This is a genomic window from Methylocapsa palsarum (genome assembly GCF_900114285.1).
GTDB classification, from domain to species: domain Bacteria; phylum Pseudomonadota; class Alphaproteobacteria; order Rhizobiales; family Beijerinckiaceae; genus Methylocapsa; species Methylocapsa palsarum.
The window spans coordinates 54,304-76,165 of sequence record NZ_FOSN01000004.1 but is presented as its reverse complement, the minus strand read 5'-3'; the positions used below and the strand labels follow the sequence as shown (position 1 = coordinate 76,165).

Annotated in this window: 17 protein-coding genes; 6 read left to right on the top strand and 11 right to left on the bottom strand. The window is 63.1% G+C overall.

Annotation, left to right across the window (positions count from 1 at the left end; all coding sequences use genetic code 11):
• Window positions 1-85: 85 nt before the first annotated feature.
• Together gltA and gltX are read right to left on the bottom strand one after the other, a co-directional pair.
• Entirely contained in the window at window positions 86-1,384 is a 1,299-nt protein-coding gene (gltA, locus tag BM177_RS06085) for a citrate synthase (RefSeq protein WP_091679891.1), read from the bottom strand.
• Between the two features lie 254 nt (window positions 1,385-1,638).
• Window positions 1,639-3,066: a glutamate--tRNA ligase gene (gltX, locus tag BM177_RS06080; protein WP_091679886.1), complete on the bottom strand. Its 1,428-nt coding sequence runs from the start codon at window positions 3,064-3,066 to the stop codon at window positions 1,639-1,641.
• Between the two features lie 185 nt (window positions 3,067-3,251).
• Between gltX and BM177_RS06075 the strand changes: the two genes are divergently transcribed.
• Window positions 3,252-5,651 (top strand): ComEC/Rec2 family competence protein, encoded by a 2,400-nt coding sequence (locus tag BM177_RS06075; RefSeq protein ID WP_091679882.1) that lies wholly within the window; start codon window positions 3,252-3,254, stop codon window positions 5,649-5,651.
• 80 nt (window positions 5,652-5,731) lie between these two features.
• Here BM177_RS06075 and lexA read toward each other — a convergent pair whose 3' ends face one another.
• Complete coding sequence (gene lexA / locus BM177_RS06070) at window positions 5,732-6,448, bottom strand: transcriptional repressor LexA (protein WP_091680262.1); 717 nt, start codon at window positions 6,446-6,448, stop codon at window positions 5,732-5,734.
• A 335-nt stretch (window positions 6,449-6,783) separates the two neighbouring features.
• Window positions 6,784-7,383, bottom strand: a complete 600-nt coding sequence (locus BM177_RS06065; protein WP_091680259.1) for a superoxide dismutase — start codon at window positions 7,381-7,383, stop codon at window positions 6,784-6,786.
• Between the two features lie 196 nt (window positions 7,384-7,579).
• Here BM177_RS06065 and BM177_RS06060 point away from each other — a divergent pair, with 196 nt between their 5' ends.
• Window positions 7,580-8,557 carry a hypothetical protein gene (locus BM177_RS06060; protein WP_091679878.1) on the top strand — a complete coding sequence of 326 codons (978 nt, stop codon included), beginning with the start codon at window positions 7,580-7,582 and terminating at the stop codon, window positions 8,555-8,557.
• Here BM177_RS06060 and BM177_RS06055 read toward each other — a convergent pair.
• Window positions 8,552-10,672, bottom strand: a complete 2,121-nt coding sequence (locus BM177_RS06055) for a S9 family peptidase (protein ID WP_091680257.1) — start codon at window positions 10,670-10,672, stop codon at window positions 8,552-8,554. The genes BM177_RS06060 and BM177_RS06055 overlap by 6 nt on opposite strands.
• Window positions 10,673-11,145: 473 nt before the next feature.
• Between BM177_RS06055 and BM177_RS06045 the strand changes: the two genes are divergently transcribed.
• A complete protein-coding gene (locus tag BM177_RS06045) occupies window positions 11,146-11,562 on the top strand; it encodes a Ros/MucR family transcriptional regulator (protein WP_091679869.1) in 417 nt (138 codons plus the stop codon).
• A gap of 44 nt (window positions 11,563-11,606) precedes the next feature.
• On the opposite strand, the gene BM177_RS06040 is transcribed toward BM177_RS06045, so the two are convergent.
• Together BM177_RS06040 and BM177_RS06035 are read right to left on the bottom strand one after the other, a co-directional pair.
• Entirely contained in the window at window positions 11,607-12,032 is a 426-nt protein-coding gene (locus tag BM177_RS06040) for a SufE family protein (protein ID WP_091679864.1), read from the bottom strand.
• A gap of 160 nt (window positions 12,033-12,192) precedes the next feature.
• The gene (locus tag BM177_RS06035; RefSeq protein WP_091679859.1) at window positions 12,193-12,474 is read right to left on the bottom strand and encodes a hypothetical protein; all 282 of its coding nucleotides are present in this window, start codon (window positions 12,472-12,474) and stop codon (window positions 12,193-12,195) included.
• 380 nt (window positions 12,475-12,854) lie between these two features.
• On the opposite strand from BM177_RS06035, the gene BM177_RS06030 reads away from it, so the two are divergent.
• Complete coding sequence (locus tag BM177_RS06030) at window positions 12,855-14,336, top strand: sensor histidine kinase (RefSeq protein WP_091679855.1); 1,482 nt, start codon at window positions 12,855-12,857, stop codon at window positions 14,334-14,336.
• Complete coding sequence (locus BM177_RS06025; RefSeq protein WP_139223532.1) at window positions 14,329-15,111, top strand: peptidoglycan-binding domain-containing protein; 783 nt, start codon at window positions 14,329-14,331, stop codon at window positions 15,109-15,111. The genes BM177_RS06030 and BM177_RS06025 overlap by 8 nt, the downstream gene beginning before the upstream one ends.
• 129 nt (window positions 15,112-15,240) lie before the next feature.
• Here BM177_RS06025 and BM177_RS06020 read toward each other — a convergent pair whose 3' ends face one another.
• Window positions 15,241-16,785 carry a helicase HerA-like domain-containing protein gene (locus tag BM177_RS06020; RefSeq protein ID WP_091679849.1) on the bottom strand — a complete coding sequence of 515 codons (1,545 nt, stop codon included), beginning with the start codon at window positions 16,783-16,785 and terminating at the stop codon, window positions 15,241-15,243.
• Between the two features lie 277 nt (window positions 16,786-17,062).
• On the opposite strand from BM177_RS06020, the gene BM177_RS06015 reads away from it, so the two are divergent.
• On the top strand, window positions 17,063-17,440 hold the full coding sequence (locus tag BM177_RS06015; RefSeq protein WP_091680255.1) for a hypothetical protein: 378 nt from the start codon (window positions 17,063-17,065) through the stop codon (window positions 17,438-17,440).
• An 896-nt stretch (window positions 17,441-18,336) separates the two neighbouring features.
• Here BM177_RS06015 and BM177_RS06005 read toward each other — a convergent pair.
• The 3 genes from BM177_RS06005 to BM177_RS05995 form a co-directional block, all read right to left on the bottom strand.
• Complete coding sequence (locus BM177_RS06005; RefSeq protein ID WP_091679839.1) at window positions 18,337-18,927, bottom strand: DUF1254 domain-containing protein; 591 nt, start codon at window positions 18,925-18,927, stop codon at window positions 18,337-18,339.
• Entirely contained in the window at window positions 18,924-19,502 is a 579-nt protein-coding gene (locus BM177_RS06000) for a DUF1214 domain-containing protein (protein WP_244532150.1), read from the bottom strand. The genes BM177_RS06005 and BM177_RS06000 overlap by 4 nt, the downstream gene beginning before the upstream one ends.
• Before the next feature lie 86 nt (window positions 19,503-19,588).
• Complete coding sequence (locus tag BM177_RS05995) at window positions 19,589-21,859, bottom strand: transglycosylase domain-containing protein (RefSeq protein WP_091679834.1); 2,271 nt, start codon at window positions 21,857-21,859, stop codon at window positions 19,589-19,591.
• Between the last annotated feature and the right edge of the window lie 3 nt (window positions 21,860-21,862).

Below are 21,862 nucleotides of genomic sequence, written 5' to 3'. Positions count from 1 at the left end.
TAAACCGGCAAAGGCTTTCTGGCGAGACGGCGCCCGATTTTTCGCCTGGGTTTTACCGCGGCGAAGCGACGGACGAAGCGGCCGCCTACTTCGTGACGCGCTCCGCGATCGGGACATAATCGCGCTTGGGCGAGCCGATGTAGAGCTGGCGCGGGCGGCCGATCTTCTGTCCCGGATCCTCGATCATTTCCTTCCACTGGGCGATCCAGCCGGACACGCGCGCGACGGCGAACAGAACCGTGAACATGGAGACCGGGAAGCCCATCGCCTTCAAGGTGATGCCCGAATAAAAATCGATGTTCGGATACAGCTTTTTCTCGATGAAATATTCGTCCGAGAGCGCAATCCGCTCCAGTTCGACGGCGACGTCGAGCAAGGGATCGTCCTTCATGCCGAGCTGGCCGAGGACTTCATGGCAGGTCTGCTGCATGATTTTCGCGCGTGGATCGTAATTTTTATAGACCCGGTGCCCGAAACCCATCAGGCGGAAAGGATCGTTCTTGTCCTTGGCGCGGGCGATGAATTTCGGAATATTCTCGACCGTGCCGATTTCGGTCAGCATCTTCAACGCGGCTTCGTTGGCGCCGCCGTGAGCCGGACCCCAAAGGCACGCAACGCCGGCGGCGATGCAGGCGAACGGATTGGCGCCCGACGATCCGGCGAGCCGAACCGTCGATGTCGAGGCGTTCTGCTCGTGATCGGCATGCAGGATGAAGATCCGGTCGAGCGCGCGAGCGAAAATCGGATTGATTTTGTATTCCTCGCAGGGGACCGCGTAACACATCCGCAGGAAGTTTTCCGCGTAGCCGAGTTCGTTCTTGGGATAAACGAACGGCTGTCCGATCGAATATTTGTACGCCATGGCGGCCAGCGTCGGCATCTTGGCGATGAGCCTGAACGAGGCGATCATGCGCTGGCGCGGGTCGGAAATATCGGTGGAATCGTGGTAGAAGGCGGACAGCGCGCCGACGCTGGCGACCATGATCGCCATCGGGTGCGCGTCGCGGCGCAGCCCCTGGAAAAACCGGGCCATCTGCTCATGCACCATGGTGTGGCGCGTGATCCTGTGATCGAAATCCTTCTTCTGGGCCGCGGTCGGCAACTGACCGTAGAGCAGGAGATAGCAGGTTTCGAGATGGTCGCCGTGCTCGGCCAGCTGGTCGATCGGATAGCCGCGATAAAGCAGCACGCCTTCATCGCCGTCGATATAGGTGATTTCGGATTCGCAGCTCGCTGTCGACGTGAACCCGGGATCGTAGGTGAACATTCCGGTCTGGGCGTAGAGCTTGCCGATATCGACGACCGAGGGGCCGATTGTTCCGGCCTTGACCGGCATGTTGACCGATGTGTCGCCAATATTAAACGTGCCGGTCGTCGCGCTCATGAATGAAGCCTTCCCCAAGTGTGTGTAGCAGAACCAAAGTCGTCCATCAGGCGGGCAGGATCATGGCGACCCAGCGGTGCTTGTTAATTTGATGCGGCGCAAAATCAGTACCGTAAGCGCAATTTGCATTCAAGCGGGGCGCCAAGGCCGTTCGTGCCCAGCCCGCGTCTGATCCCGTTCCAGGAAACGCGTCGTCCTCGCCAGTCAATGATTGAATTTTCCGCATAACGCCCGATTGCGGGCAGACCGCCGGATCAAGCCGACTGGTCCTTTAGGCGCGCGAGGCTTTCTTCCTTGCCCAGCACTTCGAGCACGTCGAAAATGCCCGGAGACGTGGCGCGTCCGGTCAACGCGGCCCGCAATGGCTGAGCGACGTCGCCCAGCTTGATCTTATGCTCCGCCGCATAGTCGCGCACCACGGCCTCGGCGTTCGCGGCCGACCATTCACCGAGCGCGGAAAGGCCGGGAATCAGATGAACGATGTGAAGCCGCCCGGCGGCGGCGATGTCCCTCGCCTTGGAATCGAGGGTCAGCGGCCGCTGCGCAAACAGGAACGCCGCCCCGTCGATTAATTCGATCAGGGTCTTGGCACGCTCCTTGAGGCCGGGCATGGCCGCGAGCAGTTTCGCCCGGCGCGCCGCATCGAGTTCGAGCTTCCCGTCCGCGCCATCCTGGCCCTGCGGCAGAAACGGCAGGGCGGCCTCGATCGCGGCGAGAAGATCCTTGTCGGAGGCGGACCTGATATAGTGTCCATTCATGTTTTCGAGCTTGACGAAATCGAACCGCGAAGGCGAGCGGCCGACCTGGGCGAGATCGAACGCCTCGATCATCTCCGGCGTCGAGAAGAACTCCCGGTCGCCCTGGCTCCATCCCAGCCGGACGAGGTAATTGCGCATCGCCTCCGGCAGATAGCCCATGGCGCGGTAGGCGTCGACGCCAAGAGCGCCGTGCCGTTTCGACAATTTGGCGCCGTCCGCCCCGTGCAGCAGCGGAATATGAGCCATCGCAGGAACGCTCCAGCCGAGCGCCTGGTAAATCTGTATCTGCCGGGCCGCATTGGTCAGATGGTCGTCGCCGCGAATGATCTGGGTGACGCCCATGTCGTGATCGTCGACGACGACGGCGAGCATATAGGTCGGGGCGCCGTCGGAGCGCAGCAGGATGAGATCGTCGAGGTCCTTGTTGGACCAGCTGACGCGGCCCTGCACCTTGTCGTCGAGAATTGTTTCGCCCGCGAGCGGCGCCTTGAGGCGCACCACCGGTTTGACGCCCGCTGGAGCCTGCGACGCAGGACGATCGCGCCAGCGTCCGTCATAGCGCGGCGTCCGGCGCTCGGCCCGCGCCTGTTCGCGCATCTCCTCGAGCTCCTGCGCGCTCGCATAGCAATAATAAGCGTCGCCCGAGGCGAGCAGGGCTTCCGCGACCTCCCGGTGGCGCGCCGCGCGCTGCGATTGATAGATCGTCTCGCCGTCCCAATCGAGGCCAAGCCAGCTCAGGCCGTCGAGAATGGCGTCGATCGCGGGCTGGGTCGAGCGCTCGCGGTCAGTGTCCTCGACGCGAAGCAGCATCCGGCCGCCGGAGTGGCGCGCGTAGAGCCAGTTGAACAGCGCCGTGCGCGCATTCCCGATGTGGAGAAAGCCGGTCGGGGAGGGAGCAAAGCGCGTAACGACGGCGTCGGACATAAGAAAGATCCCGCACGGCTGACAGAAGCAAAGGATGGCGGCGCCGCCCGAATGAGAGGCGCCCGTTCGCCGCGTTTAGCACGGAAAGGCGGAAAGGAAAGGCCGCAATTCCCCGAAGTCGCGGGCCGATCGCAAATGACGGATTTTGCATTTCACAAAACGTAAAACATCATTAGTGTGAAGCGATGGCGGAGACGGCCAGAACGGCGACACTCAAAACCGGCGCGGGCTCGCCCGGCCTGTTGTCAGCGCTGGGGCTCGCCGGCATTTCGATGGCGCGGCTGTTTGCCGAAGCTTTCGAAAAAGAGATCGCCCTGCGGCGGCCGTTTCTTTGGCTGCCCGTCGCCGCCGGGGCGGGCGCCGTCAGCTACCTCTATGCTGATCGCGAACCGTCGCTCTGGATCATTGTTCCGGGGGCGGCGTTGTTTGGCGCTCTCGCGCTTGTGGCGCGCGGCCGCCGGTTGGCCTTCGCCATGTTCTGCGCGCTTTGCGCGTTTTTCGCCGGAGAGCTATCCGCGTCGTGGCGGAGCGCCAGAGCCGCCGCTCCGGTCATCGGCCGGGTGACGATCGCGACTGTCGAAGGCTACATCGAACAGATGGATTTCCGTCCCGTCGGCGCTCGTTTCATCCTGCGCGTGCGCTCGGCGTCTGGCCTCGCGCCGGACGAGACGCCTTTCCGCGTGCGGCTCTCGACGCGCCGGGCGCCTCCCTTCGAGGCCGGAACCTACGTCAGGCTGAAAGCCCGGCTGCTGCCGCCGGCCCGCGCGAGCCTTCCGGACGGCTACGACTTCGCCAGGGACGCCTGGTTTGCGCGCCTTGGCGCCGTCGGCAGTTCGCTCGGGCGGATCGAATCCGTCGCTGACCCGCCTGCGCCCGGACTGTGGCTTTCAGCGATGATGAGTCTCGACCGGGGCCGCAACGCGCTGGCGCGCCGGATCTATGCGATCGTGGGCGGCGACGCCGGAGCGATTGCTGCGGCGATGGTGACGGGCAAACGCGATTTGCTGTCAGATCAGGCGAAGGAGACGATACGGGAGGCCGGAATCTTTCACATCATCACGATTTCTGGCGTACAGATGACGCTCGTCGCCGCGATCTTCTTCGTCGGCTTCCGCCGTCTGCTGGCGCTGAGCTCGACGCTCGCCCTGCGCTATCCGATCAAGAAATGGGCGGCGGTCCTCGCGATGGCGGGCGCGCTCTTTTACGACATCGCCACCGGTTCGCGCGTCGGCACCGAACGCGCGCTGGTCATGACCTTGATCATGCTTTCCGCCGTCGTCCTCGACCGCCAGGCGCTGACCATGCGCAATCTCGCCTTCGCGGCGGCCGTCGTCGTCTTGGTCGAGCCTGAGGCGATCACTGGGGCGAGTTTCCAGTTGTCATTCGCCGCGGTCGCCGCGCTCGTCGCCGTCTATGAAGCGCGGATGGAGGCCAAGGCGCGGGACCGCGAGGATCTCCGGCTTTTCGCGGCGCGCCCGCTGGCGCCGGAGCGGAGCGCGCGGGGCTGGACCGGCGCGGTTCAAAGCCTGTTCGACAGCGCGATGGCGCATATGCGGGAGGGACCTCTCGGGCTTTTGTTCGCCACCTTCTGCGCGACCGCCGCCACGGCGTCCTTCATGGCCTATAATTTCCACGAATTGAGCCCCTATGTCCTGATCGGCAATCCGCTGACCCTGACTGTGATCGAGATCTTCGCGGTGCCGGGCGCGATCGCCGGCGCGCTGCTCTATCCGCTCGGCCTCGACGCCTGGGTGTGGCGCTATGTCGGCCTTGGCATCGAAGCCATCATGTGGGCCGCGCGAGTCGTCGGCCGCTTGCCCGGCGCGACCATTCACCTGCCAGCCTTCGCACCCTGGTCGATTGCGTTCCTGACCCTCGCGGTTCTATCGGCCGTGCTGTGGCGGACGGCGGTTTTCCGCGCGATGGCCATCCCTTTCGCCGCAATCGGACTTTTCGGCGCGGCGGCTCTGCCCGCCTTCGATCTCGTGGTGGCGCCGAACGGGGCGGCGATCGCGGTGCGGGGGGCGGACGGCAGGCTCGCGATTCTCGGCGCCCGCCCCGGCCTTTTCACCGTCGAGCAATGGCTTCGCGCGGACGCCGACGGCCGCGACGCGCGCGCGGCGGTCTTCCGGGAATCCTGTGACAAGATCGGCTGCGTCGGCCGGTTGCGGGACGGGCGAATCGTCGCGCTTGTGCTCGATCGTCTCGCGTTCGCGGAAGATTGCGTGCGCGCCGATCTCGTCGTGACGCCGCTGTTCGCTCCGACGGGTTGCGCCGCGCGGGTCGTCATCGACCGGGACCGGCTGAAACAGACCGGCGCCCTGACGATCGCTTTCGCGCCAGGAGGCGCTCTTGTTCGCGCCGCGCGGTCGGCGGATGAGGACCGGCCCTGGTCGCGCGCGCCCAAACGGCAATGGGGCCGGAGCGCGCCGCCGGCGCTGGATTTGGCCGCGGTCTCAGGGCCGACGGCGGGACGAAAGCAGGCGCCCGATCCCGGCGCGCCGAACCTGCGCGATCCCGGACAGGAGGCGGCGAATGATTCGGCCGATGCCGGAGAACCTGACGACGGGTTGTTGCGGGAATAAGCGGGCGGCTGCCGCCGCCGCTCAGGTCGATAAGCGCGCCCCCGCCTGATATTTGTTCGCGCCTAATATTTGCTGCGCGTCTAATATTTGCGGAAGAGGCTCACGAGCTTGCCCTGGATGCGCACCCGGTCGGGTCCAAAGATCCGGGTTTCATAGGCCGGATTGGCGGCCTCCAGCGCGATCGAGGCGCCGCGCCGGCGCAGCCGCTTCAATGTCGCCTCCTCGTCGTCGATGAGCGCGACCACGATGTCCCCGGTCTCGGCGGTGTCCTGTTTGCGGATGACGACGGTGTCGGCGTCGAAAATGCCGGCCTCGATCATCGAATCGCCGCGCACTTCGAGCGCGTAATGTTCGCCGGGCAAGAGCATTTCGGGCGGCAGGCTGATCGTGTGGCTGCGGTTCTGCAGCGCCGCGATCGGCGTTCCGGCCGCGATCCGGCCCATAACGGGGATGGCGATGACGGCGCGCTCGCGCGGTTCGTCAGCGGAGGCGCTCGGCTGCAGCGCCCGCACGCGCCCGAGCGTGCCCTCGATGACGCTCGGCGCGAATTTCTTGCCGCGCCCGGCGTCGAGCGGCGTCGTCGAGCCGGGCAGGCGGAGAACCTCGAGCGCCCGCGCGCGGTTGGGCAGCCGCCGGATGAAGCCGCGCTCCTCGAGCGCGATGATCAGCCGGTGAATGCCCGATTTCGAACGCAGGTCGAGCGCGTCCTTCATCTCGTCGAAGGAAGGGGGAACCCCGGTCTCCTTCAAACGCTCGTGGATGAACCGCAACAGCTCGCTCTGCTTTTTGGTCAACATCAGTTCTGGCCCCGGGGCGGTGCTGCGCTTCAACTCTGGCGTGCGGCGCGAATCGGTTTCCCGGCCCGCTGGCTCTAGCCTATCGCACAAAGAGTGAACATACCCTATCTGTTCGCGCTGCGTTCCGTCAAGGGGTTGAATCGCCCTCTTGAGTTGGGCTGGACATCCAAGCTTGTTTCTATTGATATTTACGCGGCGGTCCGCGATGCCTCGGGTGATCGCCGCGTTGGCGTCCTGGTAGATAATATCCTTCGAATCCAGGGGATTCATCGTATGCTCCCGCGGATTTCGCTTCCGCGAAACCCGCGCCATTTGTTCGAATCGAATGCGAAACCTTATTTCACCGCGGCGAGATATTTCTCGGCGACATATTCCCAGTTTACGAGATGGTCGACGAAAGCCTTGAGGTAATCGGGGCGGCGGTTGCGGTAATCGATGTAATAGGTGTGCTCCCAGACGTCGACGGTGAGGATCGGGGTCGCGCCCTGGACCAGCGGATTATCCGCGTTGCCGGTCTTCGAGACGGCGATCTTGCCGTCCTTGACCGCGAGCCAGGCCCAGCCCGACCCGAATTGCGTGGTTCCCGCCGCGACGAGATCCGCCTTGGCCTTGTCGACCGAGCCGAACGAGTCGATCAGCGCCTTTTCGAGTTCGCCGGGAATGTTCCCGCCGCCGTTCGGCTTGATCGACTTCCAATATTCCGAATGATTGTAATGCTGCGCCGCATTGTTGAAGAGCGGAACGTTTTTACCGAAAGTGTCCTTGACGACGTCCTCAAGGGATTTCCCCTCAAGGCCGCTGTCCTTGAGAAGGTTGTTGGCGTTCGTCACATAGGTCGCATGATGTTTGTCGTGGTGGTATTCGAGCGTTTCCTTCGAGAGGTAGGGCTGAAGCGATTCATAGGCGTAGGGCAGTTCGGGTAGCGTGAACGACATCAAAGGCTCCTTGATCAAGACATAAGGCGAAGTCCGGCGGCGAAGTTAACGGTTCGCGCGCTTCTTTGGAACCCTTCTAGCCCTTATATTGCGCCGCAATAGGAGGCGCCTCGCCTCCTATCCTGCCAATCGGCGTCAATTGTTCTATAGTATCTTTTATGGAAAAACGGCGGATCTTCGCCGCGGATGAAACAAGATGAGCTATGTGGTCTTCGCCTTTGGCCTCGCGTTGTCGATCGGCGGCGCCTTCGCCATGTATTTCGGATACGGGATCATCTCCGTCGAGCGCGGCTGGGCGAGCCTGATCGCCGGGGCCGCCGCGCTGTCTGGGGGCGTCGTGACGATGGCGCTCGGCCTGATCCTCAACAGCCTGTCCAATCTGAGGACCGTCCTTGAAGCCGAACCGAGCGCGATCCCGCTTCCCGGGGAGGTGCGGCTCTATCCCGACGAGGATTTCCCGGGCCCGTCCTATGCCGAATCGTTCCAGACCGAATCTTTCCAGGCCGAATCTTTCCAGGACGAATCCTACAAGGACGAATCGTTCAAGGATGAATCGTTCGACGATACATTCCAGCCCGAAGCGTTGGAGGCTCATGGCCCGGGCCCGGATCTCCATGACGCTCCGGAGAATGCGTCGTGGCCTCAGCCGCGCCCGGCGGCTGAAACGATGGAGGACATCCGCCGGGCGGTCGCGGAAAAAGTGCGGGCGCGGATCGGAATCCTGGAGGATCGCGCGGAGGAAACCATCGCGCCGCCGGAGGATGAGGAGCCGGGTCGACCGGGGGTTCCCTCCGCCGCGCGCGAGATCGCCGACGACGAGTTTGACGAGACGGAGGATTACGATCCGCGGTCGGTGGAGCGGTCCGAGCCGGAATGGTCCGGGCGAGCGGTCGATGATCCCGGCGCGGCGGCGAGCCGCCCGGCCTATCCTGACCAGCGGCAAAGCGAGACAGCGCGTCCATCGGAGGAAAGCGCCGCCTTGGAGCCCGCGCCGGCGCAGGTTCAGGGGGACGAGGGACGCGTCATCATCCGCCGTTATGAATCCGCGGGCACGGTCTATGTCATGTACGCCGACGGGTCGATCGAGGCGCAATCGGAGCATGGGATCATGCATTTCGAGACGATGACCGAACTCAAGGCTTTCATGGAGGCCCAGCAGCGTAGCCCGTCATAAGGCGGGCGGGCGATCGGATCTGACCTCCGCGCAGGCCAGGGCGAAGGCGAATTCCAGCGCAACCTCCTCGAGATGTTCGAAGCGTCCAGGAGCGCCGCCGTGGCCGGCGCCCATATTGGTCTTCAACAGGATTGGACCGTCGCCCGTCGTCGCCTCGCGCAGGCGCGCCGCCCATTTCAGCGGCTCCCAATAAGTGACCCGCGGATCGGTCAGGCCGCCGAGCGCGAGGATCGGCGGGTAGGGCCTCGCCGCAACGTTGTCGTAGGGCGAATAGGAGCGGATCGCGGCGAACGCGCGGGGATCGGCGATGGGGTTGCCCCATTCGAGCCATTCCGGCGGCGTCAGGGGAAGCTCGGCGTCCAGCATTGTGTTCAGGACGTCGACGAAGGGGACGTCCGCGATGATCCCGGCGAAAAACTCGGGAGCCATGTTGGCGATCGCGCCCATCAGCATTCCACCGGCGCTGCCGCCTTCGGCGACGATGCGTCCCGGGCCGGTGTAGCCGGCCGCAACGAGATGTTTCGCCGCGGCGAGGAAGTCGCCGAAGGTGTTGGGTTTGTTTTCGAGCTTGCCTTCGGTGTACCAGCGCCAGCCCTTGTCCGTTCCGCCGCGCGTGTGGGCGATGGCGTAGACGAAGCCGCGATCCACGAGCGACAGACGGTTCGCGCCGAAGGACGCCGGGATCGGCGAGCCGTAAGCGCCGTATCCGTAGAGAAGCAGGGGCGTCGCGCCGGTCAAATGAAGATCCGCTCGATGAAGAATCGAGACCGGCACGCTCTCGCCGTCTGCGGCGGTCGCATACAATCGCCGGGTGACGTAATTCGAAGGATCATGCCCCGATGGAATGACCTGCCGCTTCCTGAGAATCCGTTCTCTCGTCAGAAGATCGTAATCGTAGGTTTCCCTCGGCGTCGTCATCGACGAATAGGAAAATCGCAACGTACCTGACTCGTATCGCAGCCTCTGGTGGAGCCCGAGATGGTAGGCCTCCTCGGGGAACGCGATCGAATGCTCTTCGCCATCGCAAAAATGACGTATGACGATGCGAGGCAGGCCCGCCTCGCGTTCGAGACGCGCCAGATAATCGGGATAAAGCGAAATCATGACGATCATCCGCCCCGGCCGGTGGGCGACCTCGTCGATCCAGAATTCTTTGCCCGGAGTTTTCACGGGCGCGCTCGCGATCTTGAAATCCTCCGCGCCGTCCGCATTGGTCCGGATGTAGAGCCGCTCGTCGCGATGCTCGACGTCGTAGCGCTGACCCGGAGCCCTTGGTTCGATCGGACGGGCGGCCGCATCGGGATCGTGCAGATCCAGCAGCAGGCACTCGGACGAATCGTGGTCGCTGACGCTGATGATGGCGAAGGCACCCGACTGGCTGCGCCTGATGTCGATGAAGCAACCCGGATCGCGCTCCTCGAAAACAAGGACATCGGATTCTGGCCCTGTCCCCAGCCTGTGCCTGAACACGGCGGCGGGGCGATGGTTTTCATCCATCCGGACAAAATAAAAGCCGCTTGAATCCGCCATCCAGACAAAACCGCCGTCGGTGTCGACGACCGCGTCGGGAAGGTCTTTGTTCGCGGCGAGGTCGCGGACATGGATGCAATAATATTCCGAGCCCTTGTCGTCGTCGCTCCAGGCGAGACGGCGGTGATCGGGCGAATGGCGAACGGCGCCGATCTCGAAAAAGCTCAGCCCGGCGCTTCGTTCGTCGCCGTTCAGCAAGATCTCCTCGGCGCCTCCCTCGCGCGGCGTCCGGCAGAAGACGCCATGCTGTCCGCCTTCGTCGTGGCGGCTGTAATAGAGCCAGTCGCCGTCCTCGAGCGGAACCTCCGAATCGTCCTCCTTGATGCGGCCACGCATCTCCTTGACGAGTTGCGCGCGCAGATCCTCGAGGGGAGCGAGGACGCGGCCGGCGTATTCGTTCTCCAAGTCGATGATCGCGCGGATCTCGCCGGGAAGGGCGGCCGGGTCGCGCAGGACATCGCGCCAGTTCTCCGCCTTGAGCCAGGCGTACTCGTCTGTCAGCTCCACCCCGTGCACGATCTTTTTTTCCCAACGCTTTTCAATCCGGGGCGGGCGCGGCTGGTCTGACAAAAACGCGGCTTTCATCGGGAGATCCTGTTGGTCGCGATCGATTGGCGTGAATGACGCCTGATCTATGTATAGAAAAAGGCGGCTTGCGGCGGGTTTCGCCCAGCGAGAACTCAATTTTCCGCGGACGATGAATAAAACGAAGGCGCCCGGCGTCGTGGAGAAGCCGCGCCTTTGTTGGCAGTTTTGCCTGACGAAGCGCGCTCATGACATTGTTACAATTGTAACACTTGTCACCAGCGGAACCCCCTCAATTCGGCGCTCTGCAATTTTGACGCTTTTTTTCGCTTTCGCAATAAAGCGCTTACGCGGCTACTTGCGGATACACAAGTTTAGCCTTAGAAAAGTAAAAATGTTCTTTGAACTCGATTCGAGAAGGTCGATAAAGAGAACGATTGTTTTAAATGGGCGAGCCGCCAATTCAGGAAATAACGGCATCGCTATAATCGGCTCCCTGTTGGCGGCGGCGACTACTCAGGATATTCAGGGCAATGAGCGAAACGTCAAGTTCTAACAGTTTCATCGAGTTGGCGGCCGACATCGTGTCGGCCTACGTCAGCAACAATTCGGTCCCGGCGAGCGATCTACCTTCGCTTATCAACGAGGTCCATTCGGCCTTACTGCGGGTCACGACGGGGACGGTTGTTCCCACAGTCGAGATTCCGAAGCCGGCCGTCCCGGCCAAGAAGTCTGTCACAAACGATTTTCTCGTTTGTCTTGAAGACGGACGAAAGTTCAAATCTTTGAAACGACATCTACGCACCCAATATAACATGTCTCCTGACGAATACCGGGAGAAATGGGGCCTCGCGCCCGACTATCCCATGGTTGCGCCGAACTACGCCAAGGCGCGCTCGAATCTCGCCAAACAAATGGGACTTGGCCAGCAGCGCAGGCGGATGCGCTGAAATCTCGCCTTTGCGCTCCGCCGGAGGCGCGGAGCAATCGCCCGTCAAGCGGGTTCAACGGCTTCGCGCGCGTCGGATTTGATCCGGTCGACCATGGACCGGACGCCGTTCGAGCGCTGCGGCGTCAGGTGCGCCGCCAGACCAAGGCTTTCGAAAAGTTCCAGGGCGTCCGTTGACAGGATCGTCGGCGCCGGCTTGCCCGAATAAAGCGCGAGAACCAGCGCCACAAGCCCGCGGACGATGTGCGCGTCGCTGTCGCCCTTAAGGTTCAGGACGGGCGTGCCCGAGGCGTCCTTCGTGACCTGCGTCTCCAGCCAGACCTGACTGGCGCATCCGCGAACCTTGTTGGTCTCGTTGTGGGATTCTGGGGCCAGGGGCTCGAGAGTCCGGCCAAGCTCGATCAAATAGCGATAGCGGTCTTCCCAATCGTCCAAATATTCGAAGTTCGAGATGATTTCGTCGAGTGTCATGCGTTCCCAAGCCCGAAATGTGACTTTCCAATATACTGACGCGTCGCGCCTTTTACCAAGGCAAAACTCGGGCCGCAGCCGTTGCTTCAAATCGGGGAACGCCGCCGGCTTAAACTTCTCCGGTTGCAGGCGCCCGGCGTTCGTCCGGCGCTTCCGCGCGTCAGGGCCGGTCCGCTGCTTCTCTTGGCGGCGGTCGGGTTCTGCCGAGAGGGGCGCGTGCGGCCGACGGCAGGTTTAGATATCCCGAGGCTTCAAGGCAGGCGGCGGGCGCGCTGACGCAGGACCTGACGATCTCGTCGCGCGCCTGCTCCAGGGCGTCGCCGGCCAGCTGACGCGTCTTTGGAAGGATGTCAGCCGCGGCTTTTCGATCAAAGTCTTTCGGCCAGAAGATCGCGGCATACACGATCGTCAGCCAGAACACGCAGCGAAGCAGAAAGAACATAGTAATACCCAAAGCCGGCGAGCCCTTCGATTTTAGGGTTCAATCCTTAAATCTCTGCCTCCAGACCGGCGCGGCGCGCCCAAGGCGAGGGCCCCGACCCGGAAGGTGTCGAAGCGGAACCCTTTCTAAACCATATTCGCGAATTAGCGGCCGTTTTGCTTGCTGAACCCGCTGCTCGACGGGTTCGGGATGGGTAAAGGCGTCAGGATTTAGGGCGAACTTAACAAGACCTGGTCACATTCAATTCATTCGTCACATCGGACGAACGGCCTGACAGACCCTTTCCTGGAGCCGATCGTGAATCCTTCGCCCCGCCTTGATGGTCAAAAAGCTCTTCTGAATGTTGCGGGCGTCGCGACGCGTCCGCCGGGGCGAGCGCGATGAAGGCCGTCCTCGCCGGCGCGAGCGGCGCCTTTACAATTCTGGCGCTGGCGACTCTTGGCGCGGCGGCCGTCCCCAGTCTTTCCACGCCGGTGCTCGGCGCGGCGCATGGCTCGCTCTACCTCATCCTGGCGATGGGGAACGCGATCACGGCCCTCGCCTTTGTCCAGCTTGCGGCGGTGCGGATCGAACCCGAGTGGCCTCAGGCCGACGGCGCCAGGCTGACGAGCGAGACCTCCCTCGATCTCATGGTGGTTTTTGAGGCCTCCGGCGCCGCCATGTCTGTTGGCGGCAATTGCCAGAGCCTGCTTGGGCTTCCCCCCGGCGAATTGAAAGGCCGCGGCTTTTTCGAGCGGGTTCACGTCGCCGACCGGCCGGTTTTTCTCAAAGCGATCACCGACGCTGGCCCTGGCTCCGCGATCGCGCGGGCGAACCTGCGCCTGCGCGCCTCGGCGGTGGTCGATCGCGGCCGCTATGCCGAGCCGGTCTTCGTCTGGCTTGATATGCTCGCCCAGGGGTGTCGCGGCGGCGATCCTGGGGAGACCGGCGAGCGCGACGGTCTTGGAATCATCTGCGTTTTCCGCGACGTCACGCAATCGAAGGCGCGCGAAGACGAACTCGAAGCGGCCCGCGCGAGCGCAGAGGAAGCGAGCCAGTCCAAGGATCATTTCCTCGCCAATGTCAGTCACGAGCTGCGAACGCCGCTCAATGCGATCATCGGCTTTTCGGAGCTCTTGAGCCATCCAGACCTCGCGCCGCGCGACGCCGGCAAGCGGCTCGAATATGCCGGAGTCATTCACCAGTCCGGCCAGCATCTGCTGACGGTCGTGAACTCCATCCTCGATCTCTCCAAGATCCGCTCCGGCTCGTTCGAAATCAGCCCTGAACGATTTTGCGTCTTGCCCCTGTTCGAGCTTTGTTGCGACATGATCCGGCTTGACGCCGCCGAGAAGGGCGTCGAACTCGTTCGCGATTACCCGGCGAGTCTCAGCGAGTTGATCGGCGACAAGCGCGCCTGCAAACAGATCATCCTCAATCTTCTTTCGAACGCCGTGAAGTTCACGCCCCCGCGCGGCCGCGTGACGGTGAGCGCGAAATCCGACGGGAATTCGCTCCTGCTCACCGTGGCGGACACAGGAATCGGAATCGAATCGCGCGATCTCGAGCGGCTCGGCGATCCGTTCTTCCAGGCCAAAGTCTCGCTTGATCGGCCCTTTCAGGGGACTGGCCTTGGCCTGTCGATCGTCCGCGGCCTCGTCGGACTGCAGGGCGGCGAGATCGCGGTCGCGAGCGAACCCGGCAAGGGAACCTGCGTCGTCGTCCGTCTGCCTCTCGACTGCCGCCCGCCGCTTAAAGACGCGCGCGCCAGCGCGCCAGTCGCGGCCCTTTCCGGCTATCGCCGGGGAGAGGAAAAGCCCGACCTTTTCAAGCAGACGCTGGATGATCTTTCAAAGCAAACGAAGGTGAAGAAAATTGCGTGAAGCTCTGGCTGCGGCCGATCATGATTTCATCTTGTCTGAACCGGCTTCGAGACAAAACCCGATGCTCGACAAGCCCTTTTCCAGACAACGGCGGCCCGCGAACCAGCGGCGAAAACCGCGCCGGCGCTATGGGCTCCTCATCTGCGCCGTCCTCGGGACCGCGGTCGTCGCCGGGATCATCGTCAACGCGCTCACCTTGCAGACCAGCCGCCATCCTGCGCCTTTGTTCGCGAAGGCCGCATCCTTGGCGCCTGCGCGTGAGCCGGCCATCGCGGAGACCGCCCCGGCCCCCGTCGCCCGAATCGCTCCGGGCGCGTCAACCCCCGCTCTAACAAGCGAGGAGAAGACGACATTTGACCATCAAGGCGCCGACAAGGTCGTGAACCTTCATCCGCGCCAGGCCCCGGCAGCAAACGCCCCCGCCGAGGAAGAGACAGGGGATCCGATTTCCACCTTCCTCAAGGCGCCTCCGGCAAAAACCGGATCGGCCAAACCCTCGGGCGCCAAAACTTCGCCTGCCCAAACCTCGCCCGGCAAAGCTGCGGCGGCGACGTCGCCGTCTGCTTCATCCGCGGCCCCGAGCAAAACGATTCTTGCGGCGCAACGCGCTCTCGTCAAACTGGGCTTTGTGCTGAAGCCCGACGGCGTCGCCGGACTGACGACAAGGCAGGCCATCGAGCGCTACGAGCGCGACAGGGGCCGTCCGGTCCACGGCGCCCTGACGCCAGCCCTGTCGCGCCAGTTGAGCGCCGAATCGGGGGTGCCGATCCGGTGACGCGACGACCTGACGAAGCGTGATGGGTGTTGCCGATGACGGCCGCAGGACTTTTATTCAGCGAGCCATAGGATTTCACCCGCCTTTCGATATCGCGGATCAGGACCGCGAGAGCAGAGTAGGCGCCGTCTATTTCGAGCGCCCGCCGAGGATTCCGCGCATGATCGCCCGGGCGATCTGGGTTCCGGCCGAGCGCGCGGCGGATTGAACGGCGGAGCGGACCGCCATCTCGCCGGGGGACATGCGCTGGCGTTTGCCGACGCTGGTCCCGGACGTTTTGCCGAAGAATCCGCCGATCGCGCCGCCGAGCCTGTCGAGAAGTCCTCCCGTCGGGGTTGCAGCCGCGTCGCCAGGCTGGCCGCCGGGTTGATCCGCCTGCGCGGCGGAGGGATTTTCTAGGCGCTCGAAGGCCGAGATCCGGTCAACGGGCGTGTCGTATTTGCCAAGCAGGCTGCTGCTTTGGATGAGGCTGCGCCGCTCCTCGAGGGTGATCGGGCCGACCCGCGCCGATGGGGGCGCGATCAAGGCCCGCGCCACGATTTCGGGACTCCCCTTCTCGTCCAGCATCGAGACCAGCGCCTCGCCGACGCCCAGTTGGGTGATGACCGCCGCCGTATTGAACGACGGATTCGCGCGGAACGTTTCCGCGGCCGCCCGCACGGCTTTCTGGTCTCTTGGCGTGAACGCGCGCAGCGCATGCTGCACACGATTGCCGAGTTGCCCGAGGACGCTGTCGGGAATGTCGACGGGGTTTTGCGTCACGAAATAGACCCCGACGCCTTTCGAGCGAATCAACCGCACGACCTGCTCGATCGCGGCGAGGAGGCTCGCCGGGGCGCGCTCGAACAAAAGATGCGCTTCGTCGAAAAAGAACACCAGCTTCGGTTTGTCGAGATCGCCGACCTCTGGCAATTTCTCGAACAGTTCGGACAGCATCCATAAAAGAAAAGTCGCGTAAAGACGCGGCGAGCGCATGAGCTTGTCGGCGCTGAGGATATTGATGATCCCCCGCCCGTTGGCGTCCGTGCGCAGGAAGTCGTGAATGTCGAGCGCGGGTTCGCCGAAGAAATTCGCGGCGCCCTGATTTTCAAGAACCAGCAATTGGCGCAAAATCGCGCCGACCGACGAGGCGGCGATATTGCCATAGCGCGCCGTCAGGTCGGAGGCGTTCTCGCTCACATGCCGCAACATCGCCCGCAGATCCTTGAGGTCGATCAGGAGCAGGCCGGATTCGTCGGCGACCTTGAACGCGATGTTGAGGACGCCCTCCTGGATGTCGTTGAGTTCAAGCAGCCGCGCGAGGAGCAGCGGGCCGACGTCGGAGAGCGTCGCCCGGATGGGGTGACCCTGTTCGCCGAAAAGATCCCAGAACGCGACCGGAAAGGAATCGGGCTTGTAGGGGGCGCCGATTTCCCTGGCGCGCGCGACGAAATGCGGCTTTGAATCGCCTGGCATGGCGACGCCCGCCAGATCGCCTTTTACGTCCGCCGCAAATACAGCCGCGCCAGCCCGCGAAAATCCCTCCGCCAGAAGTTGCAGAGTCACGGTCTTACCCGTACCGGTCGCTCCCGCGACAAGACCGTGACGGTTGCCGAGCGCCAGAATCAAATGCTCGAACCGGTCTCCCTTGCCGACCAGAATCTGACCAGGCGGATTTGCCGACTCATCGGCCATGCGGCGGATTCCTTGTGGGACAGATTATTTCGCAGGACAGAATATTTCCTAGGGACCGGTTTGACCGGACCGGTCGCCCCGCGGTCAGTCTGCCTCAAGGTCCGCGGATCAGGATGACTATAGGACATGTCTTGTCGCGATACGAGGTGCGATGGCCTCGGCAGGGTCATTTTCAAGCGCGGATCGGCTTGATTTTTGGCCTCGGCGAGCGGCAAGTGCGGGCATCGGCGGGGCCGCGAAAGCCCGGCGCGACAGGTTCGCAAGGAAGGAGGCCGACATGGATGAATTGATCGCGCGCATCGCCGCAGCAACGGGTGTGGAGCCCGACGTCGCCCGGCAGGCGACGGGGCTCATTCTTGCGTTTCTGCGTAAGGAGGGTCCGCAGGCTGAAGTAGAGGAATTGTTTACGTCCGTGCCGGGGGCCTCCGAGGCTGCGGACGCGGCGGGAGACGGCGGCGGGGTGTTGTCCGGCTTCGCTGGAATGATCGGCGGCGGCCTCATGGGTCTGGCGGGCAGGCTTGGGGAGCTCGGTCTTGGCATGAGTCAAATGCAGGCGATCGGCAAGGAAGTCTTCGCATATGCCCGTGAGAAGGCGGGCGATGAACGTGTGGGGCAGGTCGCGGCGGCCATCCCCGGCCTCAGTCAATTCCTGTAGTCCGCATCGCCTCCAAGAAACAGATTCCAAGAAACGAATTCCGAGAAACAGCGGCTTCGCTGGAGTCCGCAAGGGCGCCATGTCACAGCCATCGAAATAGCAAAGCCTGAGATGCCCGGAACCCGTTGATGGGGAGTGCGTTTTATCACATTAAAATTATCGTAAGGCCGTAGTTTAACCCTCCGGCGAAACAGCGCGCCGACGGTCGCCTCTGACCTCGACCATGCTTTTTCGTCATGCATGTTTGGCGTTGAGCAAGGTGGACTCATAAAAATAGACATCACGCGATCCGCACAGCCGGGTGCGCTGAATTCTGGAGACTTAGGATGGGCGAAGTGTTGGTTTTCAAACCTGTGACGGGCCATGGTCTTTCAGACTCTGATCGCCTTGCTCATCAAGGCCCTGCGCCCAAGCCACCTGCGCCCAAGCCTTCTACGCCAAGGCCTTCGGCCGTCGTCATTTTCTTCCCCGGCGTCCGGCGCGGGACGATTGTCGACCGGCCGAGCGAGGCCAAGGGACGGGCGCAGGGAGATCGTCCGCAAAAAAAGACGCGCCGGAAACAGTCGCAAGGGGCTGTGCTTCAAGGCAAAGACGGGGTTACGGAAAAACAAAAATATTGAACACAGGCGTCCGGTCAGGAGTTTTTGCGCCAACATGTCGCGAGAAGATCCATTCTGTGGCGGGTAAGCTTTCTTTGCGGGCTGTCTTCAATTTGGCGGTGTTTTTTCAATTTGTCGAAGTTCTTCAATTTTAAAGAGTGTTTTGTTGCGCGGCTTTATACCGCGTATCTCAAGACGCAGTCGCTTCTCGAAGCGAGTACGGCCCAGATTGTTTACGGGCCGTTGTGTGTTCTGAACCATGACGTCGAACGAGTCTGAGCGTTTTCGACGTCGGGGTTAATCCGTAGCCGGCTCCTGCGTTTCGCAGGTGAACGCTTTCACCCTTTGCTCCGCATCCGCCGTTTCGCTCGGGAAGTTCGCCAGGGCGCTCAACAGGACGAATCCCTTTTCCGTCGGAGAGAGAAGCCGCAGGTCTTGCGCCGGCGCGCCTTCGTCCTGAGCATCGTCTTCCGCCTCCAGCGCTTCGAGTTGCGCGGTGTTCAGCAGCAGAATGTCGAGTTTGCCCTTTTGCGCGGCCCGGTTGGTCAACGAATAGAAGACCATTCCAGCCGGCGTTCGAAACGACATGGTGAGCAATCGGTCGCGGTCCACGTCGCCATGCACGTGCAACGGCCCTTGCGCGAGATCGAACGTGCAGATTCCCTGAACGGTCGCGGGATCGGCGAAGGGCGTCAGCGACGCTCCGGGGGCGGCCTGTGGCAACAGCGTCAACTGCGATTGTTTTGCGAACGCCGCGAACGTCTCCATCGGAACCTTCGCGAAATGGGTCGGCAGGTAGAAAATCGTGAGGATATGCGCGAGTCCCGCAATGAAGATCAGCGCAAGCAGCCAGAGCAGGGTGGAGAGCGCGCGGTCGAGACTGGTCACCGGCAATTCTTCCGGATGAGTGCGGGAAGACTGGCCTCGTCGAGAGACAAGGTCGCGATGTTCAGATCTGGATCGTAGAGCCGCAAAACGAGCATGAATTTCGACGCATCTCCGATCGGCAGCCAATTGCCCGGGCGCGCGTGGCGCGACAGCGCGATTTCAAAGTTCCCGCCAGGCGCCCTCAAAATCTCCGCCGATGTGAATCCGTACCGCCGGGCCGCGTTGGCGACAGGCAAGCCCTCGGGCGAGAGCAATGTCATCGTCCAGTAGCGCGCTTGCGGCGTGTGGCCGCTGACGATGTAGTCGCAGTGCGCGTTGAGAGGCGCACCCATGCTGTCCTTCTGGGCGGTGAAGCCGATCCCTTCCGCCGCTCCCAGCGGAAGTTCGCCCGTGTAGGCGAACATCGCGCGCGCGTAGGGGTCGACGTCAAGCGAGCCGTTGTGGGGCGAGGCCGTCCACGGCCCCGCCTTGACCGCGCCGAACGAGACTCCGCGCTCCAGCATCAGGAGGGTTCCTCCCAGACCCAGAATGACGCCCGCCAGAACGACGCCAAGCAATTTTATGAAAAAATGCACCCGTAACCGCCAGTTCGCCAATGCCGGGCGCCACCCCGCGTTGAAAGCATCATTCTGTCCGAGCCTACCCGCCGCCGACCCGCCGCCTACCCGCCGCCGCCCGCCGCGCCTTTGCGCCCTTCAGCGGGCTTTCCGGCGACGTCCTTGACGGAGGCGCCCACGGTCGGAAGCTCCGCCTGGCTTCGTTTTCTTGCAAGATCCGTCATCTCGGCTTCGATCGCCGTGAGCGTCTCGACCGCCCGCGCCGACAATCGCGCCGGCGGACGCGGCGCTCCGGCGAGGGCGGAGTCGGCGGTCGCCCCCTCTCCCACCGGCGCCGGGTTTGGCGCGGCCGCAGGCGTCGGGCGTCCCGGCAGGGGTTTCAGTTCAACGCCGTGGTGCGCGTATTCCATGACTTCGTGCCAGGTGCCGGCCGGAAGACTGCCCCCGGTCATGTTCTCCATCGCCGTATCGTCATCATTGCCGAACCAGACCGCGCCGACGAAATTGCCGGTGAAGCCGATGAACCAGGCGTCCTTGTAGCCGTTGGTCGTGCCGGTCTTTCCGGCGACGTCGATATTGTCGAGCTTCGCCCGTTTTCCGGTGCCGGCCTCGACCACCTGCAGCAGCATCGAGTCCATCGTGACGATCGTGTCGGGGTCGATGATCTGATAGGGCGGCGGAGAATCCCGGTCGCGGCGGTAGATGACCTCGCCCCTGCTGTTGGCGATTTCCACCGCCGTGTAAGGCGGCGCGCGAAGGCCGCCGTTGGCGAAGGCGCAATAGGCCGAAGCCATGTCGATGACGGTCACTTCCGCCGCGCCGATCGGCAAGGACACCGTGTCGGCGAGAGGCGTCGTCAGGCCCATCCGCCGCGCCGTTTCCACGATTTTGGCGCGGCCGCGTTTCGCGGCCTCGAAGGTGTTGTTGTGGCCCGGCACCGAATCCGCCTCGCCGATGCCGATCGACAACCGGATCGCAACCGTGTTCAGAGATTTCGCCAGGGCGGTGATCAGCGGAAGCGAGCCGGCATAGGAGCCCTTGTAGTTGCGCGGGCACCAGTTTCCGATGCAGATCGGCGCATCGACGACGATGGTCGTCGGCTTGTACTTTCCGGTCATCAGCGCCGTCAGATAGACGAAGGGTTTGAACGAAGAGCCGGGCTGGCGCAGCGCATCCGTCGCGCGGTTGAACTGGCTCGCGCCATAGTCGCGACCGCCGATCATGGCCCGCAGCGCGCCAAGCGGCTCAAGGATCACCATCGCGCCCTGCTTCGCGTGGTAGCCGGGACCATACTGGCGCAATTGATCCTCGATCGTCGCGTCGGCGCGCCGTTGCAGATTGAGGTCGAGCGCCGTGCGGACCGTCAGAACGCGTTCGTCCCCGAGTTTTCCCGCGTCCGAGAGTTTTTTAACCTCGTCGTAGGCGTAGTCGAGATACCAGTCCGGATTGACGTCGCGTTTGCGATCGACGGGGGTCGCCGGATTTCGCAGCGCCGCGTAGATCTGGCCCTCCGTGAGATAGCCCGCGTCCACCATGTTGTTCAACACGTCGTTCGCGCGTGCGCGGGCCGCCGGCAGATTGACATGCGGCGCGAATTTCGTGGGCGCCTTGAACAGGCCCGCGAGCATGGCGGCTTCGGCGAGCGAGAGATCCTTCACTGATTTGTCGAAGTAGAATTGCGCCGCGGCCTGCACCCCGAACGCTCCGCCGCCGAGGTAGGCGCGGTCAAGGTAGAGGCGAAGGATTTCGCGCTTCGGCAGTCTGTATTCGAGCCACAGCGCCAGAAAGGCTTCCTTGATTTTGCGCTGGAGCGTGCGCTTGTTGGAGAGAAAAAGGTTTTTTGCAAGCTGCTGAGTGATCGATGATCCGCCTTGGACCACCGTGTCGGCGCGCGCGTTGACGGTCAAAGCGCGCATGGTGCCGATCACGTCGATGCCGAAATGATCGAAGAAGCGGCGATCCTCCGTGGCGAGAACCGCCTGGATCAGCGCCGGCGGCAATTCGTCGAACGAGACCGAATCATCGTGACGGATCCCGCGCCGCCCGGCCTCCTGACCGTAGCGATCGAGAAACGTGACCGCGAGGTCGGTTTTTTTCAGCCAGTCTTCAGAAGTTTCCTGGAAAGCGGGCATCGCCAGCATCAGCGCCAGCACTCCCACGCCGACGCTGATGTTAAGGGTTTCGCAGGCGAGTTCATTGAGGGCGCGCCGCCATCCGGCGATGTGGAAACGGTCCATGAACGTGGAAAAAGCGTCATAGCGGTCGCGCGCGCTCTCCTGCGCCGCATAGAGCGTCGAGTCGACGAACGCGTCAAACGCGAGCAATCCTCGCGCGATTTTCCGGCCGAAAGCCGACGACCGCAGACCATCGAACAAAGC

What these genes read in the sequence shown, in the direction of transcription:
- BM177_RS06060 (WP_091679878.1), top strand. Translation starts at nt 7,580, where the DNA reads ATGAGCTATGTGGTCTTCGCCTTTGGCCTCGCGTTGTCGATCGGCGGC.
- BM177_RS06075 (WP_091679882.1), top strand. Translation starts at nt 3,252, where the DNA reads ATGGCGGAGACGGCCAGAACGGCGACACTCAAAACCGGCGCGGGCTCG.
- lexA (WP_091680262.1), bottom strand. Translation starts at nt 6,448, where the DNA reads ATGTTGACCAAAAAGCAGAGCGAGCTGTTGCGGTTCATCCACGAGCGT.
- gltA (WP_091679891.1), bottom strand. Translation starts at nt 1,384, where the DNA reads ATGAGCGCGACGACCGGCACGTTTAATATTGGCGACACATCGGTCAAC.
- BM177_RS06035 (WP_091679859.1), bottom strand. Translation starts at nt 12,474, where the DNA reads ATGTTCTTTCTGCTTCGCTGCGTGTTCTGGCTGACGATCGTGTATGCC.
- BM177_RS06020 (WP_091679849.1), bottom strand. Translation starts at nt 16,785, where the DNA reads ATGGCCGATGAGTCGGCAAATCCGCCTGGTCAGATTCTGGTCGGCAAG.
- BM177_RS06065 (WP_091680259.1), bottom strand. Translation starts at nt 7,383, where the DNA reads ATGTCGTTCACGCTACCCGAACTGCCCTACGCCTATGAATCGCTTCAG.
- BM177_RS06030 (WP_091679855.1), top strand. Translation starts at nt 12,855, where the DNA reads ATGAAGGCCGTCCTCGCCGGCGCGAGCGGCGCCTTTACAATTCTGGCG.
- BM177_RS06015 (WP_091680255.1), top strand. Translation starts at nt 17,063, where the DNA reads ATGGATGAATTGATCGCGCGCATCGCCGCAGCAACGGGTGTGGAGCCC.
- BM177_RS06045 (WP_091679869.1), top strand. Translation starts at nt 11,146, where the DNA reads ATGAGCGAAACGTCAAGTTCTAACAGTTTCATCGAGTTGGCGGCCGAC.
- BM177_RS06040 (WP_091679864.1), bottom strand. Translation starts at nt 12,032, where the DNA reads ATGACACTCGACGAAATCATCTCGAACTTCGAATATTTGGACGATTGG.
- BM177_RS06055 (WP_091680257.1), bottom strand. Translation starts at nt 10,672, where the DNA reads ATGAAAGCCGCGTTTTTGTCAGACCAGCCGCGCCCGCCCCGGATTGAA.
- gltX (WP_091679886.1), bottom strand. Translation starts at nt 3,066, where the DNA reads ATGTCCGACGCCGTCGTTACGCGCTTTGCTCCCTCCCCGACCGGCTTT.